Origin of the sequence: Muricauda sp. SCSIO 65647, from assembly GCF_021534965.1 — a bacterium.
GTDB lineage: Bacteria > Bacteroidota > Bacteroidia > Flavobacteriales > Flavobacteriaceae > Flagellimonas_A.
Window position 1 is genome coordinate 3281079 of sequence record NZ_CP091037.1, and the last position, 20363, is coordinate 3301441.

Annotated in this window: 17 protein-coding genes; 9 read left to right on the forward strand and 8 right to left on the reverse strand. The window is 43.7% G+C overall.

Annotation, left to right across the window (positions count from 1 at the left end; genetic code table 11):
* Both L0P89_RS14495 and prfB read right to left on the reverse strand, forming a co-directional pair.
* On the reverse strand, positions 1–462 hold the full coding sequence (locus L0P89_RS14495) for a hypothetical protein (protein ID WP_235265829.1): 462 nt from the start codon (positions 460–462) through the stop codon (positions 1–3).
* A 150-nt stretch (positions 463–612) separates the two neighbouring features.
* Positions 613–1708 (reverse strand): peptide chain release factor 2 gene (prfB, locus tag L0P89_RS14500; protein WP_235265830.1). Its coding sequence is split into 2 segments (ribosomal slippage): positions 613–1644 and positions 1646–1708, totalling 1095 coding nucleotides; the frame shifts between segments, so codons are not numbered across the junction.
* A gap of 82 nt (positions 1709–1790) precedes the next feature.
* On the opposite strand from prfB, the gene L0P89_RS14505 reads away from it, so the two are divergent.
* Positions 1791–4196, forward strand: coding sequence for a zinc-dependent metalloprotease (locus L0P89_RS14505; protein ID WP_235265831.1), 2406 nt, complete (start codon positions 1791–1793; stop codon positions 4194–4196).
* Positions 4197–4242: 46 nt separating this feature from the next.
* Positions 4243–5265 carry a threonine aldolase family protein gene (locus L0P89_RS14510; RefSeq protein WP_235265832.1) on the forward strand — a complete coding sequence of 341 codons (1023 nt, stop codon included), beginning with the start codon at positions 4243–4245 and terminating at the stop codon, positions 5263–5265.
* Here L0P89_RS14510 and L0P89_RS14515 read toward each other — a convergent pair.
* Positions 5262–5567, reverse strand: a complete 306-nt coding sequence (locus tag L0P89_RS14515; RefSeq protein WP_235265833.1) for a YegP family protein — start codon at positions 5565–5567, stop codon at positions 5262–5264. The two genes, L0P89_RS14510 and L0P89_RS14515, sit on opposite strands and share 4 nt — an antisense overlap.
* A gap of 44 nt (positions 5568–5611) precedes the next feature.
* Entirely contained in the window at positions 5612–5938 is a 327-nt protein-coding gene (locus tag L0P89_RS14520; protein WP_235265834.1) for a YbaB/EbfC family nucleoid-associated protein, read from the reverse strand.
* A gap of 144 nt (positions 5939–6082) precedes the next feature.
* Between L0P89_RS14520 and L0P89_RS14525 the strand changes: the two genes are divergently transcribed.
* The 3 genes from L0P89_RS14525 to L0P89_RS14535 all read left to right on the forward strand — a co-directional run bounded on the left by L0P89_RS14525 (position 6083) and on the right by L0P89_RS14535 (position 10652).
* Positions 6083–8143: a S9 family peptidase gene (locus L0P89_RS14525; protein WP_235265835.1), complete on the forward strand. Its 2061-nt coding sequence runs from the start codon at positions 6083–6085 to the stop codon at positions 8141–8143.
* Positions 8144–8208: 65 nt separating this feature from the next.
* Positions 8209–9249, forward strand: a complete 1041-nt coding sequence (locus tag L0P89_RS14530) for a PLP-dependent cysteine synthase family protein (protein WP_235265836.1) — start codon at positions 8209–8211, stop codon at positions 9247–9249.
* Between the two features lie 143 nt (positions 9250–9392).
* Positions 9393–10652: an aminotransferase class I/II-fold pyridoxal phosphate-dependent enzyme gene (locus L0P89_RS14535; protein WP_235265837.1), complete on the forward strand. Its 1260-nt coding sequence runs from the start codon at positions 9393–9395 to the stop codon at positions 10650–10652.
* Positions 10653–10680: 28 nt separating this feature from the next.
* Here the strand turns inward: L0P89_RS14535 and L0P89_RS14540 are convergent, their stop codons facing one another.
* From L0P89_RS14540 to L0P89_RS14555, 4 genes are all read right to left on the reverse strand, one after another.
* Entirely contained in the window at positions 10681–11433 is a 753-nt protein-coding gene (locus L0P89_RS14540) for a hypothetical protein (RefSeq protein ID WP_235265838.1), read from the reverse strand.
* 167 nt (positions 11434–11600) lie between these two features.
* Positions 11601–12461 (reverse strand): fructosamine kinase family protein, encoded by an 861-nt coding sequence (locus L0P89_RS14545; protein WP_235265839.1) that lies wholly within the window; start codon positions 12459–12461, stop codon positions 11601–11603.
* A gap of 15 nt (positions 12462–12476) precedes the next feature.
* Positions 12477–13595, reverse strand: a complete 1119-nt coding sequence (locus L0P89_RS14550) for a GTP cyclohydrolase (RefSeq protein ID WP_235265840.1) — start codon at positions 13593–13595, stop codon at positions 12477–12479.
* Between the two features lie 66 nt (positions 13596–13661).
* Positions 13662–14636: a transporter gene (locus L0P89_RS14555; RefSeq protein ID WP_235265841.1), complete on the reverse strand. Its 975-nt coding sequence runs from the start codon at positions 14634–14636 to the stop codon at positions 13662–13664.
* 84 nt (positions 14637–14720) lie between these two features.
* On the opposite strand from L0P89_RS14555, the gene L0P89_RS14560 reads away from it, so the two are divergent.
* From L0P89_RS14560 to L0P89_RS14575, 4 genes are read left to right on the forward strand one after another with little or no spacing between them, the layout of a single operon-like run.
* Positions 14721–14981 carry a DUF4834 family protein gene (locus tag L0P89_RS14560; RefSeq protein ID WP_235265842.1) on the forward strand — a complete coding sequence of 87 codons (261 nt, stop codon included), beginning with the start codon at positions 14721–14723 and terminating at the stop codon, positions 14979–14981.
* A 24-nt stretch (positions 14982–15005) separates the two neighbouring features.
* Positions 15006–17441: a YfhO family protein gene (locus L0P89_RS14565; protein WP_235265843.1), complete on the forward strand. Its 2436-nt coding sequence runs from the start codon at positions 15006–15008 to the stop codon at positions 17439–17441.
* A complete protein-coding gene (locus L0P89_RS14570) occupies positions 17441–18730 on the forward strand; it encodes a glycosyltransferase family 4 protein (protein WP_235265844.1) in 1290 nt (429 codons plus the stop codon). Before L0P89_RS14565 ends, L0P89_RS14570 begins: the two co-directional genes overlap by 1 nt.
* Positions 18715–20172 carry a lipopolysaccharide biosynthesis protein gene (locus L0P89_RS14575; RefSeq protein ID WP_235265845.1) on the forward strand — a complete coding sequence of 486 codons (1458 nt, stop codon included), beginning with the start codon at positions 18715–18717 and terminating at the stop codon, positions 20170–20172. Before L0P89_RS14570 ends, L0P89_RS14575 begins: the two co-directional genes overlap by 16 nt.
* Positions 20173–20363 lie beyond the last annotated feature (191 nt).

Genomic DNA, 20363 nt, shown 5'->3' on the forward strand with positions numbered 1-20363 from the left:
TCAATCCTTGTTTTTCTTTTTCTTCTCTTTCTTCTCTTTTCTTTTTTTCTTCTTCAATTGGTTCTTTTGTAAGTCTAGGTAAGCTTGGTATTTTTCTTCAGGAAGCCCAGCTTTTATCTCAGCGTTTTGCTGCTCTTGTATTTTTTCGAATTCTTCCCTCATTTTTTTGGGCTCAAGCTTAAGAATATGCAACTCCATACGTTTTTGCACATATTTGGTCAGTGTGGTGCGCACCACGGCCTCTTCAAAAGGGTCTAGCTCAAGGGCCTCGATTATTTTCGGCATGCGCTCATCAACATATTCTTCTGCGGTCATGGGTTCAGGCTCCTTTTGGGGGGTTTGTGCTCGCGGTACCACAGATCCGCCTCTGCGGCCACCCATTTGTCTGTTAAACTGGGCCTCTAAACCTTGGGCAAAAAGTAGCAGTACTAAGGGGACCAAAATTCTTATGGTTTTTTTCATGTCAGTCAGTGTTAAGATTTTAAAAGTATTCGATGGTTTAAGCGTATTCCGTTAATTGTTTGTTAAAAGCAAAATGGACATTGCTGAATGAACAGCTGGGTTTCCATGTTGAACCAATTGGTCGAACACCAAATATCGTGCCTAAACCCTTCAATCTTCTCTTTGTCCCATCATCATCAGATAGGCTTTTAAGAACGGATTGATGTCACCGTCCATAACAGCATCAACATTGCCCGTTTCCTCAGTGGTTCGAACATCTTTGACCAGTTTGTACGGATGCATCACATAATTTCGAATCTGTGAACCCCATTCAATTTTCATTTTTGAGGATTCAATTTCGGCGCGGGCTTCCTGTTTTTTGCGCAGCTCGATTTCGTAAAGCTGCGATTTTAGCATTTTCATGGCTGTGGCCCGGTTGTCATGTTGCGAACGTGAATCAGAGCATGAAATCTGTATGCCCGTTGGTTTGTGTACCAACTGTACCTTAGTCTCGACCTTATTGACGTTTTGTCCTCCGGCACCACTTGAACGGGCGGTGGTTATTTCTACGTCTGATGGGTTGATCTCTATTTCAATTGAGTCGTCGACCAATGGATACACATAGACGGAAGCAAAAGAAGTATGACGTTTCGCATTACTGTCAAAAGGAGAGATTCGCACCAAACGGTGCACCCCGTTTTCCCCTTTCAGCCAGCCAAAGGCATAGTCGCCATCGATTTCCAAGGTTACGGTCTTGATGCCGGCCACATCACCCTCTTGGTAGTTGAGCTCTTTCACCTTATAACCATTCTTGTCGGCCCACATGATGTACATACGCATCAGCATGGCCGCCCAATCACAGCTTTCGGTGCCACCGGCACCCGCTGTTATCTGCAAGATGGCCGTCAGGTCATCACCCTCATCAGAAAGCATATTTTTGAACTCTAGATTTTCTAGTGCATCAAAGGCCCTATCATATTGTTTTTGAACTTCTTCTTCTGAGACTTCACCCTCTTTTTGAAATTCGAACAATACCTCTAGGTCATCGACAAGGGTTTTGGCTTGGTTGAAATCTTCGACCCATTTTTTCTTTGATTTCAACAATTTCATAAGGGCCTGGGCACTGATGGGGTCGTCCCAAAACCCAGGTACCATCGTTTTTTCTTCCTCGTTTTCTATTTCGATGAGCTTGGCATCGATGTCAAAGATACCTCCTTAGCGCACCAAGGCGCTCAATAAGATCTTTCTGTTGATCTGTGGTTACCATATGTAGATTTTGGGCAAAAATAAGGTTTAGCCCTCTTTGAACAATCCATTTTGCATATTTTTAGAGTTCAAATGTGACACTTATGAAAAACCCGCTTTTCCCAATTTTTGCCTTCTGTTTTCTCCCACAGTTATTTTTGGCCCAAGCCTTCGATAAGGCCAAGGATTTTCAAAAATTGAACGGTTATTTTGATTTCTATTATGACGACAAGAATGACAAGGTATATCTTCAGATAGATGATTTGGATACGGATTTTCTTTATGTATATTCATTGAGTAGCGGCATTGGCAGCAATGATATTGGGCTCGATCGTGGACAATTGGGCAATGAACAACTGGTTCATTTCAAAAAGGCAGGGCAAAAGATTTTGTTGATTCAGCCCAACATGACATTTCGGGCACTGACAGATAACAGACTTGAGCGTAAATCGGTCGAACAGGCCTTTGCCAAATCGGTTTTGGGCGCATTTGACATTTTTGAAGAATCTAAGGGAAGCTACCTTATCGATATCTCCGATTTTCTGATGCGTGATGCCCATGGTGTGGCAAGACGCCTAAAACAGACTGACCAAGGAAATTATAGTTTGGACAAAAAACGAAGTGCATGGAATTTTGAGCGCACCAAGGCATTTCCCAAAAATGTGGAGTTCGATGTTTTTCTGACTTTTAGAGGAGAGCCCAAAGGAGGTTATATTCGTTCGGTCACACCTGACCCTACTTCAATAACGGTCGCGCAGCACCATTCGTTTATCGAACTGCCCGATGATGGGTTTGAAATGCGGGAATTTGACCCGCGCTGTGGCACATATCCCTTTACCTATTATGACTATGCCACTCCGGTACAGGAGCCCATATTGAAGCGATTTGTGCCACGTCATCGACTCGAAAAAAAGAATCCCAACGCTGATATCAGTGAGGCATTGGAACCTATCATATATTATTTGGACAATGGTACCCCTGAGCCCGTTCGTTCTGCCCTTTTAGAGGGTGGTCGCTGGTGGAACCAAGCTTTTGAGGCCATAGGCTATCAAGATGCCTTTCAGGTAAAGATATTGCCAGACAATGCCGATCCAATGGATGTTCGCTATAATGTCATTCAGTGGGTACATCGTTCTACTCGGGGGTGGAGCTATGGTAGTAGTGTACGGGATCCCCGTACGGGCGAGATCATCAAGGGACACGTCAGTTTGGGCAGTCTTCGCATTCGTCAAGACTTCATGATTGCCCAGGCATTGGTGAACAAGCCCTTTGCCGAGCGTGACGACAATTACAAGCCGATGCTTGAATTGGCGTTGGCACGCATTCGTCAACTTTCGGCACATGAGATCGGCCATACCTTGGGCTTTGCCCATAACTTTGCGGCCAGTACCAATGATCGTGCCTCGGTAATGGATTATCCCCATCCCCAATTTCGTCTTAAAGATGGAGAAATCGATTTTTCAGATGCTTATGATACAGGAATAGGAAAATGGGACAAAGTGACCGTAGCCTATGCGTATTCAGATTTCCCGAAAGGAACAGATGAGAAAGAGGCATTGAATAAGATTTTGGCAGAGGCACAGACCGATGGACTCCGATATATCTCCGATCAAGATGCACGGCCGATAGGAGGGGCGCATGCATTGGCCCATTTATGGGACAATGGCCGACTTGCCAATGAAGAATTGGAAGAAATTTTGAAGATCAGGGAAATCGCCATCAAAAATTTCTCTGTCGACAACATCAGAAAGGGCGAACCCCTTTCGGTACTGGAAGATGTTTTTGTGCCACTCTACTTTTTGCACCGCTATCAAACCGAAGCAGCAGTCAAGTTGGTGGGTGGATTGGACTATAACTATGCAGTAAAGGGTGATGGGCAGTTAACGGTCAAAACCGTAGAGCGAGAAACCCAAGAAGAGGCGCTGCAGTCGCTGCTAAAGACCCTTAGGCCAGAAGTTTTGGCAATACCCGAAGGTAAACTGTCCCTTTTCCCACCGAGAAGTATAGGATTTGGCCGAACAAGAGAGTCTTTCAAGGGAAAAACTGGGGTGGCTTTTGACCCATTGAGTGCTGCAGAAACGGCAGTGCACCAAACCCTGATGTTATTGTTACATCCACAGCGGGCAAACAGGCTGGTGCAACAAAAGGCGTTGGATAAAGATCAATTGGGGCTTCGTGAAGTCATTTCAAACTTATTCGACAATGCCATGAACATAAAAGTCGAAGAAGGATATTTGGGCGAGATCCAGAAACTGGTGAATTGGCAGGTCTTGCAAGAACTGATGCACCTGGCAAGTGCCAAAGAAAGTTACCCACAGGTGACAGAAGTAATCGTATCGGAAATGGCTGCCATTAAAAAAAATTTAGAAGCAGCAAAAGATAATCCGCACGCTGCCCTTTTACTGATGGAAGTGGAAAAGTTCAATGGCAACCCTAAAGGTTACGAGAAAAAGATAAAAGCACCTAAGATTCCCGATGGTTCACCAATTGGAATGGATTGTTTTCACTGATTTTGAAAAATGAATCGCCCATAAACCCTACAATCGAATGATCTGAATGGAAATTAACTTGATTAGCGATACCGTTACCCGCCCTACCGAAGGCATGCTAAAGGCCATGATGAACGCCAAGGTGGGCGATGATGTCTTCAAAAATGACCCCACGGTCAACGCATTGGAAGAAAAAGTAGCAGCCCTATTCGATATGGAAGCGTCGCTCTTTTTCCCCAGTGGAACGATGGCCAATCAAACGGCCATAAAACTGCATACCAACCCTGGTGACCAGTTGATCTGTGATAAATATGCCCATGTCTATAACTATGAAGGTGGCGGGGTGAGCTTCAATAGTGGGGTCTCGTGCAAGTTGGTCAATGGTCATAGGGGCATGATGACCGTTGAACAAGTAGAGGTGGCCATCAATCCGCCAGACTTTTACCATAGCCCATTGACCTCACTGGTCTGCATTGAAAACACCACTAACAAGGGAGGAGGGGCCTGTTGGGATTTTGATGAACTACAAAAGATAAAAGCCGTTTGTGAAAAACACCAACTTCGATATCATTTGGATGGTGCTCGTTTATGGAACGCATTGGTTGCCAAGCAAGAATCCACAAAACAGTACGGAGAGCTGTTCGATACCATAAGTGTATGTTTGAGCAAGGGGCTCGGGTGCCCCGTTGGTTCCGTTTTGATAGGAAATAAAGAGCTGATTGACAAAGCCCTTAGAATTCGAAAGATACTGGGTGGCGGTATGCGGCAATCAGGGTATTTGGCGGCGGCAGGTATTTACGCCATTGACAACCACATAGAACGATTGGCCGAAGACCACCAAAGGGCCAAAGAAATAGGAGAAGTTCTCGAAAGTATGGCTTTTATCAAAAAAGTAGAGTCTATTGAGACGAACATCATCATCTTCGAGCTTGATGAAGCGAAATGTAAAGAAGCTTCCTTTTTGAAAAAACTAGCTGAAAACCATATCTCCATAATTGGTATGGGGCAAGGCAAGTTGCGTATGGTCACCCATTTAGATTACACTGACGAAATGCACGGGCATTTCTTGAAGGTACTTCAAGGCTTTTAGAGGGCAGCTATAATATTTTTCAGGTTTTTGATGCCGTTTTCCATACCGGGTTCTGAATTATACGGCAGGCTCTGCCCTATAACGATACTATCTTTTAGCCGTAGTTTGAACAAAAATTTTCCATTATGGTTGGTATGTCGCTCAAATAGTAGGTGGTTGCCTTTAGACCGATTGATTGCAGAGACCGTATGTTGAAGTTTTTCCTTTTTGGGAAATTCGATGCTATTGAGCAAGATACCCCCAGAAGGTGATTTTACCTGAAAACGGTAAACATTATCGTTTTCTTTAAACACTTCGATCATTTATCAAAGACTTTTCCTAAAGATAAGAAAATCTTGAACGATGGTTATTTGAAAAAAGAGTCAATTCCTGGAATATTGGGCATGCCTTCCTTAGCGACTGCGGCCAATTCGGTCTCATTGACCTTTGTGGCCTTTTCGATGGCCTTGTTCAAGGTCAATACCAGATAGTCTTCAAGTTGTTCTTTGTCTTCTAAAAGCGAATCATCGATTTCGATTGACTTCAGTTCTCTATTGGCGGTAAGGGTGACTTTTAAGAGCGCGTCAGGTGATTGCTCATCTACCATGACCGAGTTCAACCGTTCTTTGGTGGCCTCTACTTTGGCTTGGGTTTCCTTAAGTTTTCCCATCATGCCCATTAAATCTCCGAACATTGTGTGAATTATTGGTGATCGATGATTCAAAATTACTATTTTGCCTTCAAATTGTTCTATATGAAAGTGTTTCTTTATCGTACTCCCATTTTTATTTTCTGCCTTATTTTTGTCGCCGCTTGCCAAGATTCCAACACACGACAAATGGATACAACACCACCAAAAGCCTCTAAAAAACCCAAGAGACTCGAAACGCACGGCCATCTTCGTATCGATGACTACTATTGGTTGAACGAGCGTGAAAACCCAGAAGTTGTCGATTACTTAGAGGCAGAGAACGCCTATTATGAGACGATGACCGCGCATACCAAAGACTTTCAAAAAGAGCTTTATGGGGAAATGAAAGGCAGAATAAAGGAAGACGATACTTCGGTGCCGTACAAATTGAACGGCTATTGGTATCTCACGCGATACGAGACGGGTAAAGAATACCCAATATATGCTCGAAAGAAAGAAAGTTTGGAGGCCGAAGAAGAAATCATATTCAATTGTAATGAAATGGCAGAAGGCCATGAATTCTTTAATTTGAGGGGTATTTCGGTGAGTCCTGATAACAAATTGGCCGCTTTTGGGCTCGATACAGTGTCAAGGCGGCAATACCATATCCAAATAAAAAACCTGGAGACAGGAGAAATCTATCCCGATAAAATCGATAACACAACGGGCAGTTCAACATGGGCTTCTGACAACAAAACACTGTTCTACACCAAGAAAGACCCGGTAACACTGCGTTCTGATAGAATTTATAGGCACAAATTGGGTACATCGGCAGAAGAAGATGAGTTGGTCTATCATGAAGAAGATGAGACCTTCTCCACATTTGTTTACAAAACCAAGTCACGTAAATATATCGTAATCGGTTCTGTCAGCACACTGACATCTGAATACCGCATTTTGCCTGTTGATGACCCCAATGGCGAATTCAAGGTCTTTTCAGCACGGGAAAGGGGCATTGAATATAGTATTTCACACTACAACGGCAGTTTTTATGTATTGACCAATAAAGACGGCGCCACCAACTTCAAATTGATGAAGGTGGATGAGCTGGACACTTCTAAGGAAAATTGGCAGGAATTTATTCCCCATCGTGAGAATGTTTTATTGGAAGACATCGAAATCTTCAAAAACCATTACGTACTGTCAGAACGTGAAAATGGGCTGAACAAGATGAAAATCATCAGGTGGGATGGTTCAGAAGACTATTATCTGCCCATTGATAGCGAAACCTATGTCATGGGGCCAACCACCAACTTGGATTTTGATACTGACAAACTCCGCTATTTCTACAACGCCATGACCTCACCCTATGCCATTGTCGAATTCGATATGGGCACAAAAGAAAAAACCATTTTAAAAGAGCAAGAAGTATTGGGCGGTAAGTTCGACAAGGAAAATTATCGTTCTGAACGTATTTGGGCCACGGCTCGTGATGGGGTAAAAGTACCCGTTTCGTTGGTGTACCATAAAGACACGCCATTGAATGGAACAAGTCCGTTGTTACAGTATGGCTATGGTTCGTATGGCAATACCGTCGACCCATATTTTTCTTCGGTACGATTGAGCTTGTTGGACCGCGGGTTCATTTACGCCATTGCCCATGTACGGGGCGGTGAATATCTCGGTAGACCATGGTATGAAGATGGCAAGTTGTTGACCAAGATGAATACCTTTACCGATTTTGTCGATGTATCAGAGCACCTTATTGCCGAAAACTATACCGGCCCAGAGCACTTATATGCCATGGGCGGTTCTGCAGGTGGGCTGCTGATGGGCGCGGTGATCAATTTAGCCCCTGAACTTTACAATGGGGTTATTGCGGCAGTACCTTTTGTCGATATCGTAACCACTATGTTGGATGATTCTATTCCGCTGACCACCGGTGAATTCGATGAATGGGGCGATCCGAAAGAGAAAGAATACTACGATTATATGCTTTCGTACTCGCCCTATGATCAAGCAGAGGCGAAAGACTATCCGAATATGTATGTTTCCACCGGTTTGCACGATTCGCAGGTACAATATTGGGAACCTGCCAAATGGGTGGCCAAATTAAGGGATTTGAAGACGGATGACAACCTACTGTTTCTAGATACGAATATGGATGCCGGGCATGGCGGGGCCTCCGGTAGGTTCGAAGCGCTGAAGGAAACAGCCAAGGAGTACGCATTTCTGTTGGATTTGGAGGGAAAAATCCCAAAAAAATAAATTTTGCTATTTTTGCCTCGGAATAATTGATGTGCCAACATCGTTATCCTTACCTAACAAACGATATGGAAAACAATATCAAGGCCTACAATAGTATTCTTGACCTTGTAGGTAATACCCCCCTGATAAAACTCAATAAAATTGCAGATTCCCTCACTGGAAACTTCTACGCCAAGGTAGAGGCTTTCAATCCGGGCCATTCCTCAAAAGACCGTATTGCGGTCTATATTATTGAAGAAGCTGAACGAAAGGGTATTCTCAAGCCGGGCAGTACCGTTATTGAAACTACCTCTGGTAACACGGGCTTCAGCTTGGCAATGGCCTGTATCGTCAAGGGTTATGACTGTATTTTGGCCGTTAGCTCAAAATCATCGAAAGATAAGATTGATATGTTACGCTCGATGGGTGCGACAGTTTATGTGTGCCCTGCCCATGTCAGTGCTGATGATCCACGTTCTTATTATCAGGTGGCCAAACGATTGCACGAAGAAACCAAAGATTCCATTTATATCAACCAATACTTCAATGAGCTCAACATTGAGGCGCACTATAAGACCACGGGGCCTGAAATTTGGGAACAGACCAATGGTCAAATCACCCACTTGGTGGCCTGTAGTGGAACAGGGGGTACAATTTCGGGCATCTCCCGTTTTTTGAAAGAGCAGAACCCTGATGTAAAGGTATTGGGTGTTGATGCCTATGGCTCAGTGCTTCAGAAATATCACGAAACAGGTGAATTTGACCATAACGAGATTTATCCGTATAGAATCGAAGGTTTGGGCAAAAACCTGATTCCTTTGGCCACTGATTTCAACAGCATTGATCGCTACATTAAGGTTACCGATGCCGATAGTGCACATATGACGCGAAAATTGGCCCATACCGAGGGGCTTTTCTTAGGCTATACCAGTGGGGCGGCCATGCAGGCACTTGTACAGTTGAATACCGAAGGCGAGTTTGCAAAAGAAAGTATCGTTGTGGTGGTATTTCCTGACCATGGTTCGCGTTACATGAGCAAGGTGTACAGCAATGAGTGGATGGAAAACCAAGGTTTCTTGGATAGCAAGAATGAAAAAAAGGCACAGAAAATACAATTTATAAAATAACTGACTCAAATCTCTATATGTTGAGGCAACAGTGAAAGCTGTTGCCTTTTTTATGAACAGGGGTTGTTGGGTAATATGCTGGATTTGGTTTGCAGATGCAGGCCAAAATTACCTACTTTTGCAGTTAAATCAATTTTTGGTAGATGAAGGATTTATTTGATAGAATCATTGAAAATAAAGGTCCGTTGGGCAAATGGGCCTCTCAGGCAGAGGGGTATTTCGTGTTTCCAAAGTTGGAAGGACCCATATCAAATAGAATGAAATTTCAAGGCAAGGAGGTCATTACATGGAGTATCAATGACTACTTGGGCCTTGCCAATCTACCTGAAATTAAAAAAGTAGACTCAGAAGCGGCCTTAGAACACGGCGCCGCTTATCCGATGGGTGCCCGTATGATGAGCGGCCATACCGATTACCATGAGCAGTTGGAGCGTGAATTGGCAAAATTCGTCAAAAAAGAGGCTTCCTATCTTTTGAATTTTGGTTATCAGGGTTTTATGTCGGTTATAGACTCGCTGGTGACCAAAGCGGATATCATCGTATATGATGTGGATGCACATGCATGCATCATTGATGGGGTGCGACTGCATATGGGCAAGCGCTTTACTTTTAAACACAATGATGCCGAAAGTTTGGAAAAAAACCTGGAAAGGGCCACAAAATTGGCAGAACAGACCGGTGGCGGTATTTTGGTGATTTCTGAAGGTGTTTTTGGTATGCGCGGTGAGCAGGGTATCTTGAAAGAAATCGTGGCCCTAAAGAAAAAGTACAAGTTTCGGTTATTGGTCGATGATGCCCATGGCTTTGGCACTTTGGGCAAAACGGGAGCCGGTGCTGGTGAAGAGCAGGGCGTTCAAGACGATATAGATGTGTACTTGGCCACTTTTGCCAAATCTATGGCCGGTATTGGGGCTTTTGTTGCCGCAGATAAGGAAATCATCGACTATCTAAAATATAATATGCGTTCGCAAATGTTCGCAAAGTCACTTCCGATGGTTTTTGTAAAGGGCGCCTTGAAACGTTTGGAAATGCTTCGGACCAAGCCAGGGCTCAAAGCAAAATTGTGGGAAAATGTGAATGCGCTCCAGAACGGGCTCAAAGAACGTGGATTCGATATTGGTACTACCTCTAGCTGTGTGACCCCAGTTTATCTAAGCGGAAGTATTCCTGAGGCGATGGCCTTGGTAAAAGATCTTCGAGAAAATTACGGAATATTCTGTTCTATAGTGGTTTACCCTGTTATACCTAGAGGAATGATCCTACTCCGTTTGATACCTACTGCCACCCACACCATGGATGACATCAATGAAACTTTGGATGCTTTTTCAGCCATTCGGGAACGTTTGCACAATGGTACCTACAAGAGGCTTTCAGCTGCGGTGGCCGCTGCGATGGGTGAGTAAAAAGTCTTGTCTTCCCATTCACTTTTGCTCAAAGACTGTTTGCAAATTTTAAGGTTTGTAGCAAGTCTTCTTTTTCGTTGAGCTTTAACTTGTTCTGTTTTACATATGACTTAAGGGCTTCTCTATGGCCGTCATCAAAAAGCTGTATGATTTTTTTATTTGACGAATCAAGTTGTGTGGGCAGACCATCTTTTTTGGCAATTAAATATCCGGTCTTTTCGACAAACTTGTTTTTAGAGGCTGTATGAAATGATGTTTTTGCTTTTTCACCGATTTTAAAAACCTTGGTTTTCCGTTCAAATAGACTGTAATTGCTTCCCTCGTATAGCAAGAAAATATTCCCTTTTTTTGTTTCGCTTTTGCTGTCGATGAAATCTGAAAAGATTATTACTTGGTTCCCCATAACACATGAAATGCCATATCTTTTCAGTACGGCCTGACGCTGGTCCACTTCAGGAAGCGATATTTCGACTTCATCGTTATATGCGTTGTAACGCAATAAAACGGATTTCCCGATTTCCTCATTTTCATAACGTATTTTGCCTTTTTTGAATTCTTCATCGAAATAAGGTGACCCCTCAATATCTGAAAGACTTATTTTATCGTTATTGAGCTTCTTATCCATATTCTGGTAAAGAGTGGCCAATCGTAGGTTGTTCTCGGCAAGACCCATCAACTTTTGACCGTTTGAGAACCCTTGCTGAGCTCTATCTTGTTGCCCAAAAGCCGTGAAAACAAAAATGATCGATATCGAAGTAAAAAAATGTCTGGAAATCCTCATGGAAAGAAATTAAATAGTTGTAAACCTTGAAATTATCACTTGGCAAATTGAAGAGAGCATACAAATGCCAATACACATCAGTAATACTACCTACAAGTTACAAGAATATCTAAACAAACAAAAGTTTTGGGCCAACAAACCCGACTGTACCAAGAAGGTTCACCTATCTAAAAATATTGTTTCAACAATACCAAAACTGAATTCCGATATGAACTTCCAAAGAGGTTGAGATGTACCAACAGATAATATAGCTGATAAACATCGTTACATTGCCGTTGGTTTTGATGTGGAGGAATGACTTCGTGATAGGCCTCGTAAAAAGAAGTCCCAAACCCACCGAACAAACGACTCATGGCCAAATCGACGGCAGAATGCCCTGCATAGACAGCCGGATCGATTAAGTAGGGAGTGCCATTCGATGCAATAAGGTAATTGCCGCCCCATAGATCACCGTGGAGCAGGGAGGGGGTCACTTTACCAAAGAGATTTTGGCACACATCGAGCATCTTTGCGGTCGAAGGAATTTGCTGTTTTGACAGCAAATTTTGCTGCCACCCCATTTTTATTTGAGGTAACAGTCGTTCGCGTACATAAAATGTGGCCCAATCGACATGCTGCTGATTGCATTGCGGCAGACTGCCAATAAAATTATCATGATCGTTTCCAAAGAAGGGAGGCATGGTAGTTCGGTGCAATTCGGCCAGTTTGCTCCCTAATCTTTCAAAGTCTTTTTCTGATGGGCGCTTGCTTTCAACAAACTCCATTACCAAATAAGAAACCCCTTCAAATTGCCCTGTTGTATGGGTTTTGGGTATGGCAATGGTATTTGTGGCCGCCAGTTGCCGCAGCCCTTTAGCCTCGGCTTCATACATGGGAAACGCATTTGGGTCGTTTGAACTTTTCACGAAATACAGGCCATGGGCCGTTTCGACTTTGTGGGCAGTCGAAATATCACCCCCTGAAACGGGGCATATTTTTTTAATGGGTTCGTTTAAAAGGGATTCGAGGTGTTCAAGCAAAGGTTTCAAGGTGAAATATGGATATCATAGTTCTTTTCGGTACGTCCACCGTTTTTTGTGGGTCACGGGATTGAAGTGCTTCCAAAGTTGGCGTATGGCTATATTTTCTTCCAATTCTGGGGTGCGAATACAGTTGACGATCCCTTTTTTCGTAAAAGTATGGTAGTATTCATTAAAAATAACGGCGGTGACCCCTTTGCTTTGGTATTCAGGATGTATTCCTATCAAATAAAAGATAACGTCTTTGCTCTGTTTCTTGGCCCTTAACAGGTGAAAAACCCCAAAAGGAAAAAGTTTTCCGTTCGCTTTTTGCAAGGCCTTTGAAAAAGAGGGCATCACTATGGCAAAGGCTACCAATTCATCGTTCTCATCCACCACAAACTTAATGTATTCGGGATTGATAAAACTTATATACCTCTTTTTGAAATAGGCTTTCTGTACCTCCGTAATTTTTACAAAAGATGAGAGTTTTGCATAAGTGGCATTGAAGAGATCGAACATCTTGTCGACCCAGGGCATAATCTCTTCACTTTTTTTAAAGTTCATGGGCCGCAGGCCATATCGTAATTTGACCAGCTCATTGGCCTTGGTGAAGAGCTTTGGATCGGCAGCGGAAAAAAGAAATTTATTCTCAAGATATCCTTTCTCTTTTACCATGCCAAACTGCTCATAATGCGATTGGTAGTAGGGGTGGTTGTACCAAGTGATCATAGTACCTAGATGGTCAAAACCGTCAATCAACACGCCCACTTTGTCGAGATTTGAGAAACCGACGGGGCCTTCCATATAGGCAAGCCCATTTGCTTTCCCGATTTCAGTGACCTTGTTCAACAATGTCTTTGAGACCTCCTTGTCGTCAACAAAGTCAAACCAACCGAAGCGCATTTTTTTAAGTCCTTGCTCCTTGACTTCGAGCCAATTGATGATGGCGGCGACGCGCCCCACAATTTTTCCATCCCTGTAGGCCAAGAAAAACCAAGCTTCCGCGCTTTTGAATGCTGGATTTTTATCCTTATCAAATGAGCCCAGCTCGTCATTGATAATGGGTGGCACCCAATATTGATTGCCCTTGTAAAGTGAAAAAGGAAATTTTACAAATTGCTTGAGTTCGGGTTTGGTAGTGGCTTCTTTTATAGTGATCATGCTGCTGCTTTACTAAACACAATATTATGAATATTCGCCGCAGCATAAAAGCAGGGGTGCTAAAACTTAGAAGTCGATCTTGTCCTTTTTCTTTCTTTTGCCCTTTTTTCGTTTTTTCATGGCCTTACGGCTAATTTTATCACCGGTATTTTGTTGATCAATGGGTTTCAGCTCGTCTTTGTGAAAGTCCCAACGGTATGAGAAACCGGTTGAAATAAAAATCCGTGAGGGCGTATTTTTAACACTGGCCCCCAGGTTAATATCGGCCTGAAAATTTTCATTGAACAAATGGGCCACCCCTGTACGTAAAAGTAAATCGGCATAACGATCGCTGTCAACACCTTGGTGTTCTATAAAAGCACTCCATTTTGGGTTTCGAAAGGCATGCGAAATGGAAACAAGGTAACTCAGTTCGGGATCGTCTGAAGAAATGCGGTCATAGGCAACGTTTGTGATCAAAACCATTCTTGGGGTCAATCGACTCTGGGTCGCCACCATTCCACGATAGGTGATGGTCGGAATATCTGGATAGAAGGGGTTATCACCCAAATTAAAAGTGGCACCCCCATAAACGGAAACCGAGGGAATCAAATTTTTTAGTTGAAATAAATTGTTCGCCCGCCAACTATAAAGGTTGGGCTTGTTTCTGTCAGGATCTTTATACCGGTCGTAGATCAAATATTTGAGACCGAGTCGATTTCGTGAAAAATCGGTTCGGGTTTCGTCAAAGCCAAAATTGTTGAAGGTGATGTTCTGGTTGATGAAGGTGCCCTCGTATTTGATTTCCAATTGCTCGACCAACAATCCGTAGCGAAGTGCAAAGTCTGCTCCCAAAATATTGGAATCTGTATTCAGGTCGGTATGGTCTTGTTGCTCGTACAATATGCCAAATTCGGTCTGAACTACATTTTTGCCAACGGCATATGCGCTGACCGCCAGCCCTGGCCGATTCGAGTTGATGACATCGGTGTACTGGGCAATACCGAAAAGCGGGAGTAAAAACGAGAAAAAGAAGACGTTTTTGAAAGATGAAAGGTTCATGTAAGCTGTTTTAATACTTTTTTATGAAACTTTGCGGTCGAAAAACTGACCAACAGTGTAATTTTGAACCTATAGTTGACAAGTATGGTTTTACTGAAAACGATATTAATACTCATATTAGTATACTACGGACTCAAATTGCTTTGGCGACTGTTTGCCCCAAGACTGTTCGGTTATGCGGTTAAAAAGGCTGAAGAACGTTTCGGGCAAGAGTTTGGCAATTTTCAAGATTTTTCCGAATCCCCGAAAAGAGAGGGAGAGACCACTATCTCTAAAAGGCCGTTCCGCAAAGCGAACCCATCAAAAAAGGTTGGGGAATACATAGATTTTGAAGAAATTGACTAATATTGAGGCACTCAATGTTTGTTCATGAAGCTTTCCGCAAAGGCAATCTTTACCCATCTTATCGTTATTGCGCTGTTCTTACTGGCCTCGGTGGTTTATTTTTACCCCGTGCTACAGGGCAAGGCCATCTATCAGTCTGATATTGCCCAGTACAAGGGCATGGCCAAAGAACGGGACGATTTCAAAGAAAACACAGGCATCGAATCGTATTGGACGAACAGTGCCTTTGGGGGCATGCCCACGTATCAATTAGGGGCGAACTACCCGCATGATTATGTAAAGAAACTCGATAGGCTCATACGCTTTTTGCCCAGGCCTGCCGACTACTTGTTTTTGTATTTATTGGGTTTCTATGTGCTCATGCTCTGTATGAAGGTGAAGTGGCGTTGGGCCGTTTTGGGGGCATTGGCCTTTGGTTTTTCGACCTATCTCATCATTATTTTGGGGGCAGGCCACAATGCCAAGGCGCATGCATTGGGGTATATTCCCTTTTTGTTGGGCGGCATCATTTTGACCTTTCGAAGAAAGTATGTTCTGGGCTTCTTGCTCACCGCATTGGCCATGGCCTTGGAAGTGAGCGCGAACCACTATCAGATGACCTATTACTTCATGTTGCTGGTCTTGGTCTTGGGACTGGTCTATCTTATTTATGCCATTAGGGAAAAGGAGCTGAAACACTTTTTTATTTCTGTGGGGATTTTGGTCGGTGCCGTTATTTTGGGCATTGCCACCAATGCCACGGGACTCATGGCCACCAAAGAATACGCCGATTGGAGCACCCGTGGAAAGTCAGCCCTCACCATTAGCCCCGATGGAAGCTCAAAGGAGGTGAAGGACGGATTGGATTATGAATACATCACACAATATAGCACCGGGATCGCCGAATCGATGAATATTTTTATCCCTCGCTTTTTTGGAGGCGCTACGATAGAGGCTTTAGGCGAAAAATCCAAGACTTATGATTTTTGGGTTAATCAAGGGGTGCCCAGAAGGCAAGCTTTAGCATTTGCCAATGAACTGCCCCTATATTGGGGGGAGAAGATCATCGAGGCAGGGCCAGCTTATGTGGGAGCTGTTATAATTTTTCTTTTTATACTGGGATTGTTCTTGGTAAAGGGCAAGCACAGATGGTGGTTGCTTGCCGGGTTCATTTTTTCTCTAGTGCTCTCGTGGGGGAAATACTTTCCCGGATTATCGAGGTTTATGATTGACCATTTTCCACTGTACAATAAGTTTAGGGCCGTGTCATCGATACAGGTAGTGTTAGAACTGTGCGTTCCGGTGCTTGGAGTTTTGGCAATAAAAAGAATCACTTCCAAAAAAGTGGATTCTAAAACTAAGTTGAAAGCCATTAAGTATAGTGTTGTCACCGTAATTGCAATAGTCATCGGAGTATTTATAATGAAGGGATTTTTCGATTTTGACAGTTTTCGCGATGAAATTTATCGGCGAAACTATGGTGATGCTCTGGTTTCCACAATCAAAGGTGATCGTGAGGCGGTCTATATCAATGATACCATTCGCAGCTTGGTTTTTGTGCTGTTAACAGCACTCGCCCTTTGGTTTTTTGTCAAAGACAAAATCAACAAAAATATCTTGGCCATTGCGTTGGGGGCGTTGCTGCTCATTGATTTGGTAGGGGTGAACCTTCGCTATGTCAACGAAGATGATTTTGTACGTCAACGAGTGGTAAAATCACCTTTTCAGCCTTCAGAATTAGATCAGGCCCTTATGCAAGACCCTGGAGTCTTCAGGGTATTTGATCCGAGCGAAGGGTTGAATGGCGCCCGCACCTCTTATTTTCACCGATCATTGGGGGGGTACCATGCTGCCAAGCCCCGCGCGATGCAAGACCTGTTCGAGTTCCATCTTTATCAAAACAACCTACAGGTCTTGAACATGTTGAACGTGAAATACATCATTCAGCAAGATGAAGAGGGCAGAAGTTTCCCTGCGGTGAACGATCAGGCCAACGGTAATGCTTGGTTTATTGAGAACATTAAAGTTGTAAAGTCTGCAGATGAGGCAATACAAGCTTTGGGTGCTATAGACACCAAGACAACTGCCGTGGTGAATACCCAAAAATATCCACGGCTTGTCAAGACGAACTATCAAGTCGATTCATTGGCCCATGCTCAATTGAACGATTATCGACCAAATTACTTGAAATACAGTACCCATAATGCCAATGACGGCTTTGTTGTATTCTCAGAAATGCATTATCCCCATGGATGGAATGCCTATTTGGATGGAAATCTTGTCGAGCACTATCGCGTCAATTATGCCTTACGCGGACTGAAAGTACCGGCAGGGGAGCATGAGATCGAGTTCAAGTTTGAACCTGAGGTAGTGGAGATGGGCAGCCAAATAGCCTTGGGAAGCAATATTGCGCTCGGGGTATTGCTGCTGGGCGGACTGGTCTATCTCTTCTGGCCCAAAGGCCGAAAAACGGAAGACTGATGCAAAAGGTTCTCATCATCACGTATTATTGGCCTCCTGCCGGTGGGCCAGGGGTACAACGATGGTTGAAATTTGTCAAATACCTGCCCGAGTTTGGTTTTGAGCCATGGGTGTACATACCCCAGAATCCGCATTACCCCTTAGAGGATGAATCGTTGCTGAAAGAGGTTCCAGAGCGGGTCAAGATCTTGAAGCGACCCATCACAGAGCCCTATCGTTGGGCTTCGGTATTCTCTAAAAAGCAGACCAAAACAATCAGTTCGGGCATCATTCAAGAAGAAAAAAGACAATCCCTTCTCGAAAAAATGCTACTCTGGGTCAGGGGCAACCTGTTTATACCCGATGCCCGAAAGAATTGGGTGAAGCCGTCGGTTCGATATCTGTCCCAAATTCTTTCAAAAGAAAACATCACAACGGTCATTACCTCAGGCCCACCACATAGCTTGCACTTAATAGGAATGGGACTAAAAAAGCGGCATCCCGATTTGCAATGGATCACCGATTTTCGAGATCCATGGACCTCCATAGGCTACCATAAAAAACTACGGTTGACGGCATCCTCCCAGCGAAAACACAAACGGCTTGAAAGCGATGTGCTCAATGGTGCCGATAAAATTGTGGTGACCAGCAATACGACCAAGGAAGAATTTGAACAACTGACCCAAAAACCCATCAAAGTCATTACCAACGGATATGAAAGTGGTGATGTTGCTATGGGGTTGGACCAAAAATTCACGGTTTCGCACATCGGCTCGTTGTTGACCGACCGAAATCCTGAGCTGCTATGGCAGGTACTGTCAACATTGGTCAAAGAGCATGCAGACTTTGCCGAGCATTTGAAAATTCAGTTGGGGGGTACGGTCAGCGAACAGGTATTGCAATCCGTTCGCCAGTATGGTCTTGAAGCTCATATCGAAATACTGGGCTATGTACCGCACGGCCAAGTGCAAAAATTGCAACAGGCCGCGCAAGTATTGTTGTTGCTCGAAATCGATTCAGTGGAAACACGGGGCATCATTCCCGGTAAGTTGTTCGAATACTTGAAGGCAAAGCGTCCGATTTTGGCGATGGGCCCAGAACAATGGGAGGGAGGCCAAATCGTCGAGATGACCAAATCGGGGAGGTACGTCACGTCTAATGGCGCCCAATCATTAAAAGAAGTACTTTTGAAATGGTTCAGGGCCTATCAAGAGGGTAGTTTGACCATCAATCCTACCGGGATAGAGCACTATCACCGTAGGGCACTGACCGAGCAATTGGCCAACTTTATTATATGGGAGTCGTCTTAAGACAGTCACTGGCAAACACGATCATTACCTACATCGGCTTTGGGGTAGGGGCGGTGAACATCCTCTTTTTGTATACCAAGATTCTGCCTGCCGAATATTTCGGACTGGTGACCTTTATCTTGGCGACAGCGGCCATTTTGATGCCATTGATGGCTTTTGGGGTACATAACACCATGGTCAAGTATTTTAATGCGCACCGCTACGCTGAAAAAGACGGTTTTTTGAGCCTGATGTTGCTTTCGCCATTGCTCACTATTGTGCCCTTGGCATTGCTGACCTTTGTTTTTTATGATGCCATTGCAGCTATTTTGGGCCAAGAAAACCCCATTGTCAAAGCGTATATCTGGTATGTTTTCTTGGTAGGATTGGCCCTTGCCTATTTTGAGGTGTTCTATGCATGGAGCAAAGTACACCTGAAATCTGTTTTCGGCAATTTCATGAAAGAGGTTTTTGTTCGTTTGGGGGTTTCGGCACTCTTGGGCTTCTATTATTTCGGGTGGATTGACCTCGATGTCTTTCTAAAGGCGCTGGTAGGCCTTTATTTGCTGCGTACCGTTATCATGAAAATTTATGCCTATTTGCTCTACTTTCCCAAACTGAGTTTTCATTTTCCGAAGGAGACCAAAGAAATACTCACCTATAGCATTTTGATTATTCTGGGCGGTTCGGCAGCACTTATACTCTTGGAAATCGACAAGGTGATGATCAACCAGTTCATCGCCATTGAAAATGTGGCCTATTATAGCGTGGCGGTTTTCATCGCTACGGTCATCATTGTGCCTTCGAGGGCCATGCACCAAATCACCTATCCCCTTACCGCTGAGCTGTTGGATGCCAAAGACCATCAAGAACTTAAAAAGCTGTACCAAAAAACTTCTTTGACATTGTTCATCGCTTCAGGGCTGCTGTTTTTATTGATCATCTTGAACCTTAATGATCTGTACTTGCTCATACCCGAAGAATACCGTGGCGGATTCCAAATTGTTTTTTTGATCGGATTGGCAAGAGTGCTCGATTCCCTTTTAGGAAACAATAATGCTATTCTTTATAATTCAAAATACTACAAAACAGTACTGGTTTTTGGGGTGGGTCTTGCCCTTTTGACTATTTTACTGAATGTATTGCTGATACCCAAAATGGGCATCTTCGGGGCTGCATTGGCCAGTTTTATCGCTATTTCCATTTTCAACATGCTCAAAGTTTGGTATGTAGGTTCGAAGTTTCATATGCTTCCATTTACCAATGGCACGTTCAAAATATTGCTGACTCTATTGTTATTGGGCTTTTTGTTCAGCTACCTACAGTTTCCATTTCATCCTATCATCAACATCCTCTTGAAATCAATATTGATATCGTTAATGTACATGGGTATTCTCTATCGGTTCGATATTTCTGAAGATATCACCGGCATTCTCAAAAAGTGGTTGAAAAGAAACCGATAATGGCGTTCTTTAGGGCATGTGAGTGGGGCGTCGAAGTTCATAGGAGGAAGAGTCGGACACAAGTTAAAAGATCCTTCGACTGCGCTCAGGGTCAATTCAACCATCAAATTTTGAAATCAAAATTTGGGTTTCATTGAAAAACCCCGTAGGGACGTATCCGCTACGGGGTCAAACAACTAACCAACCTAAAA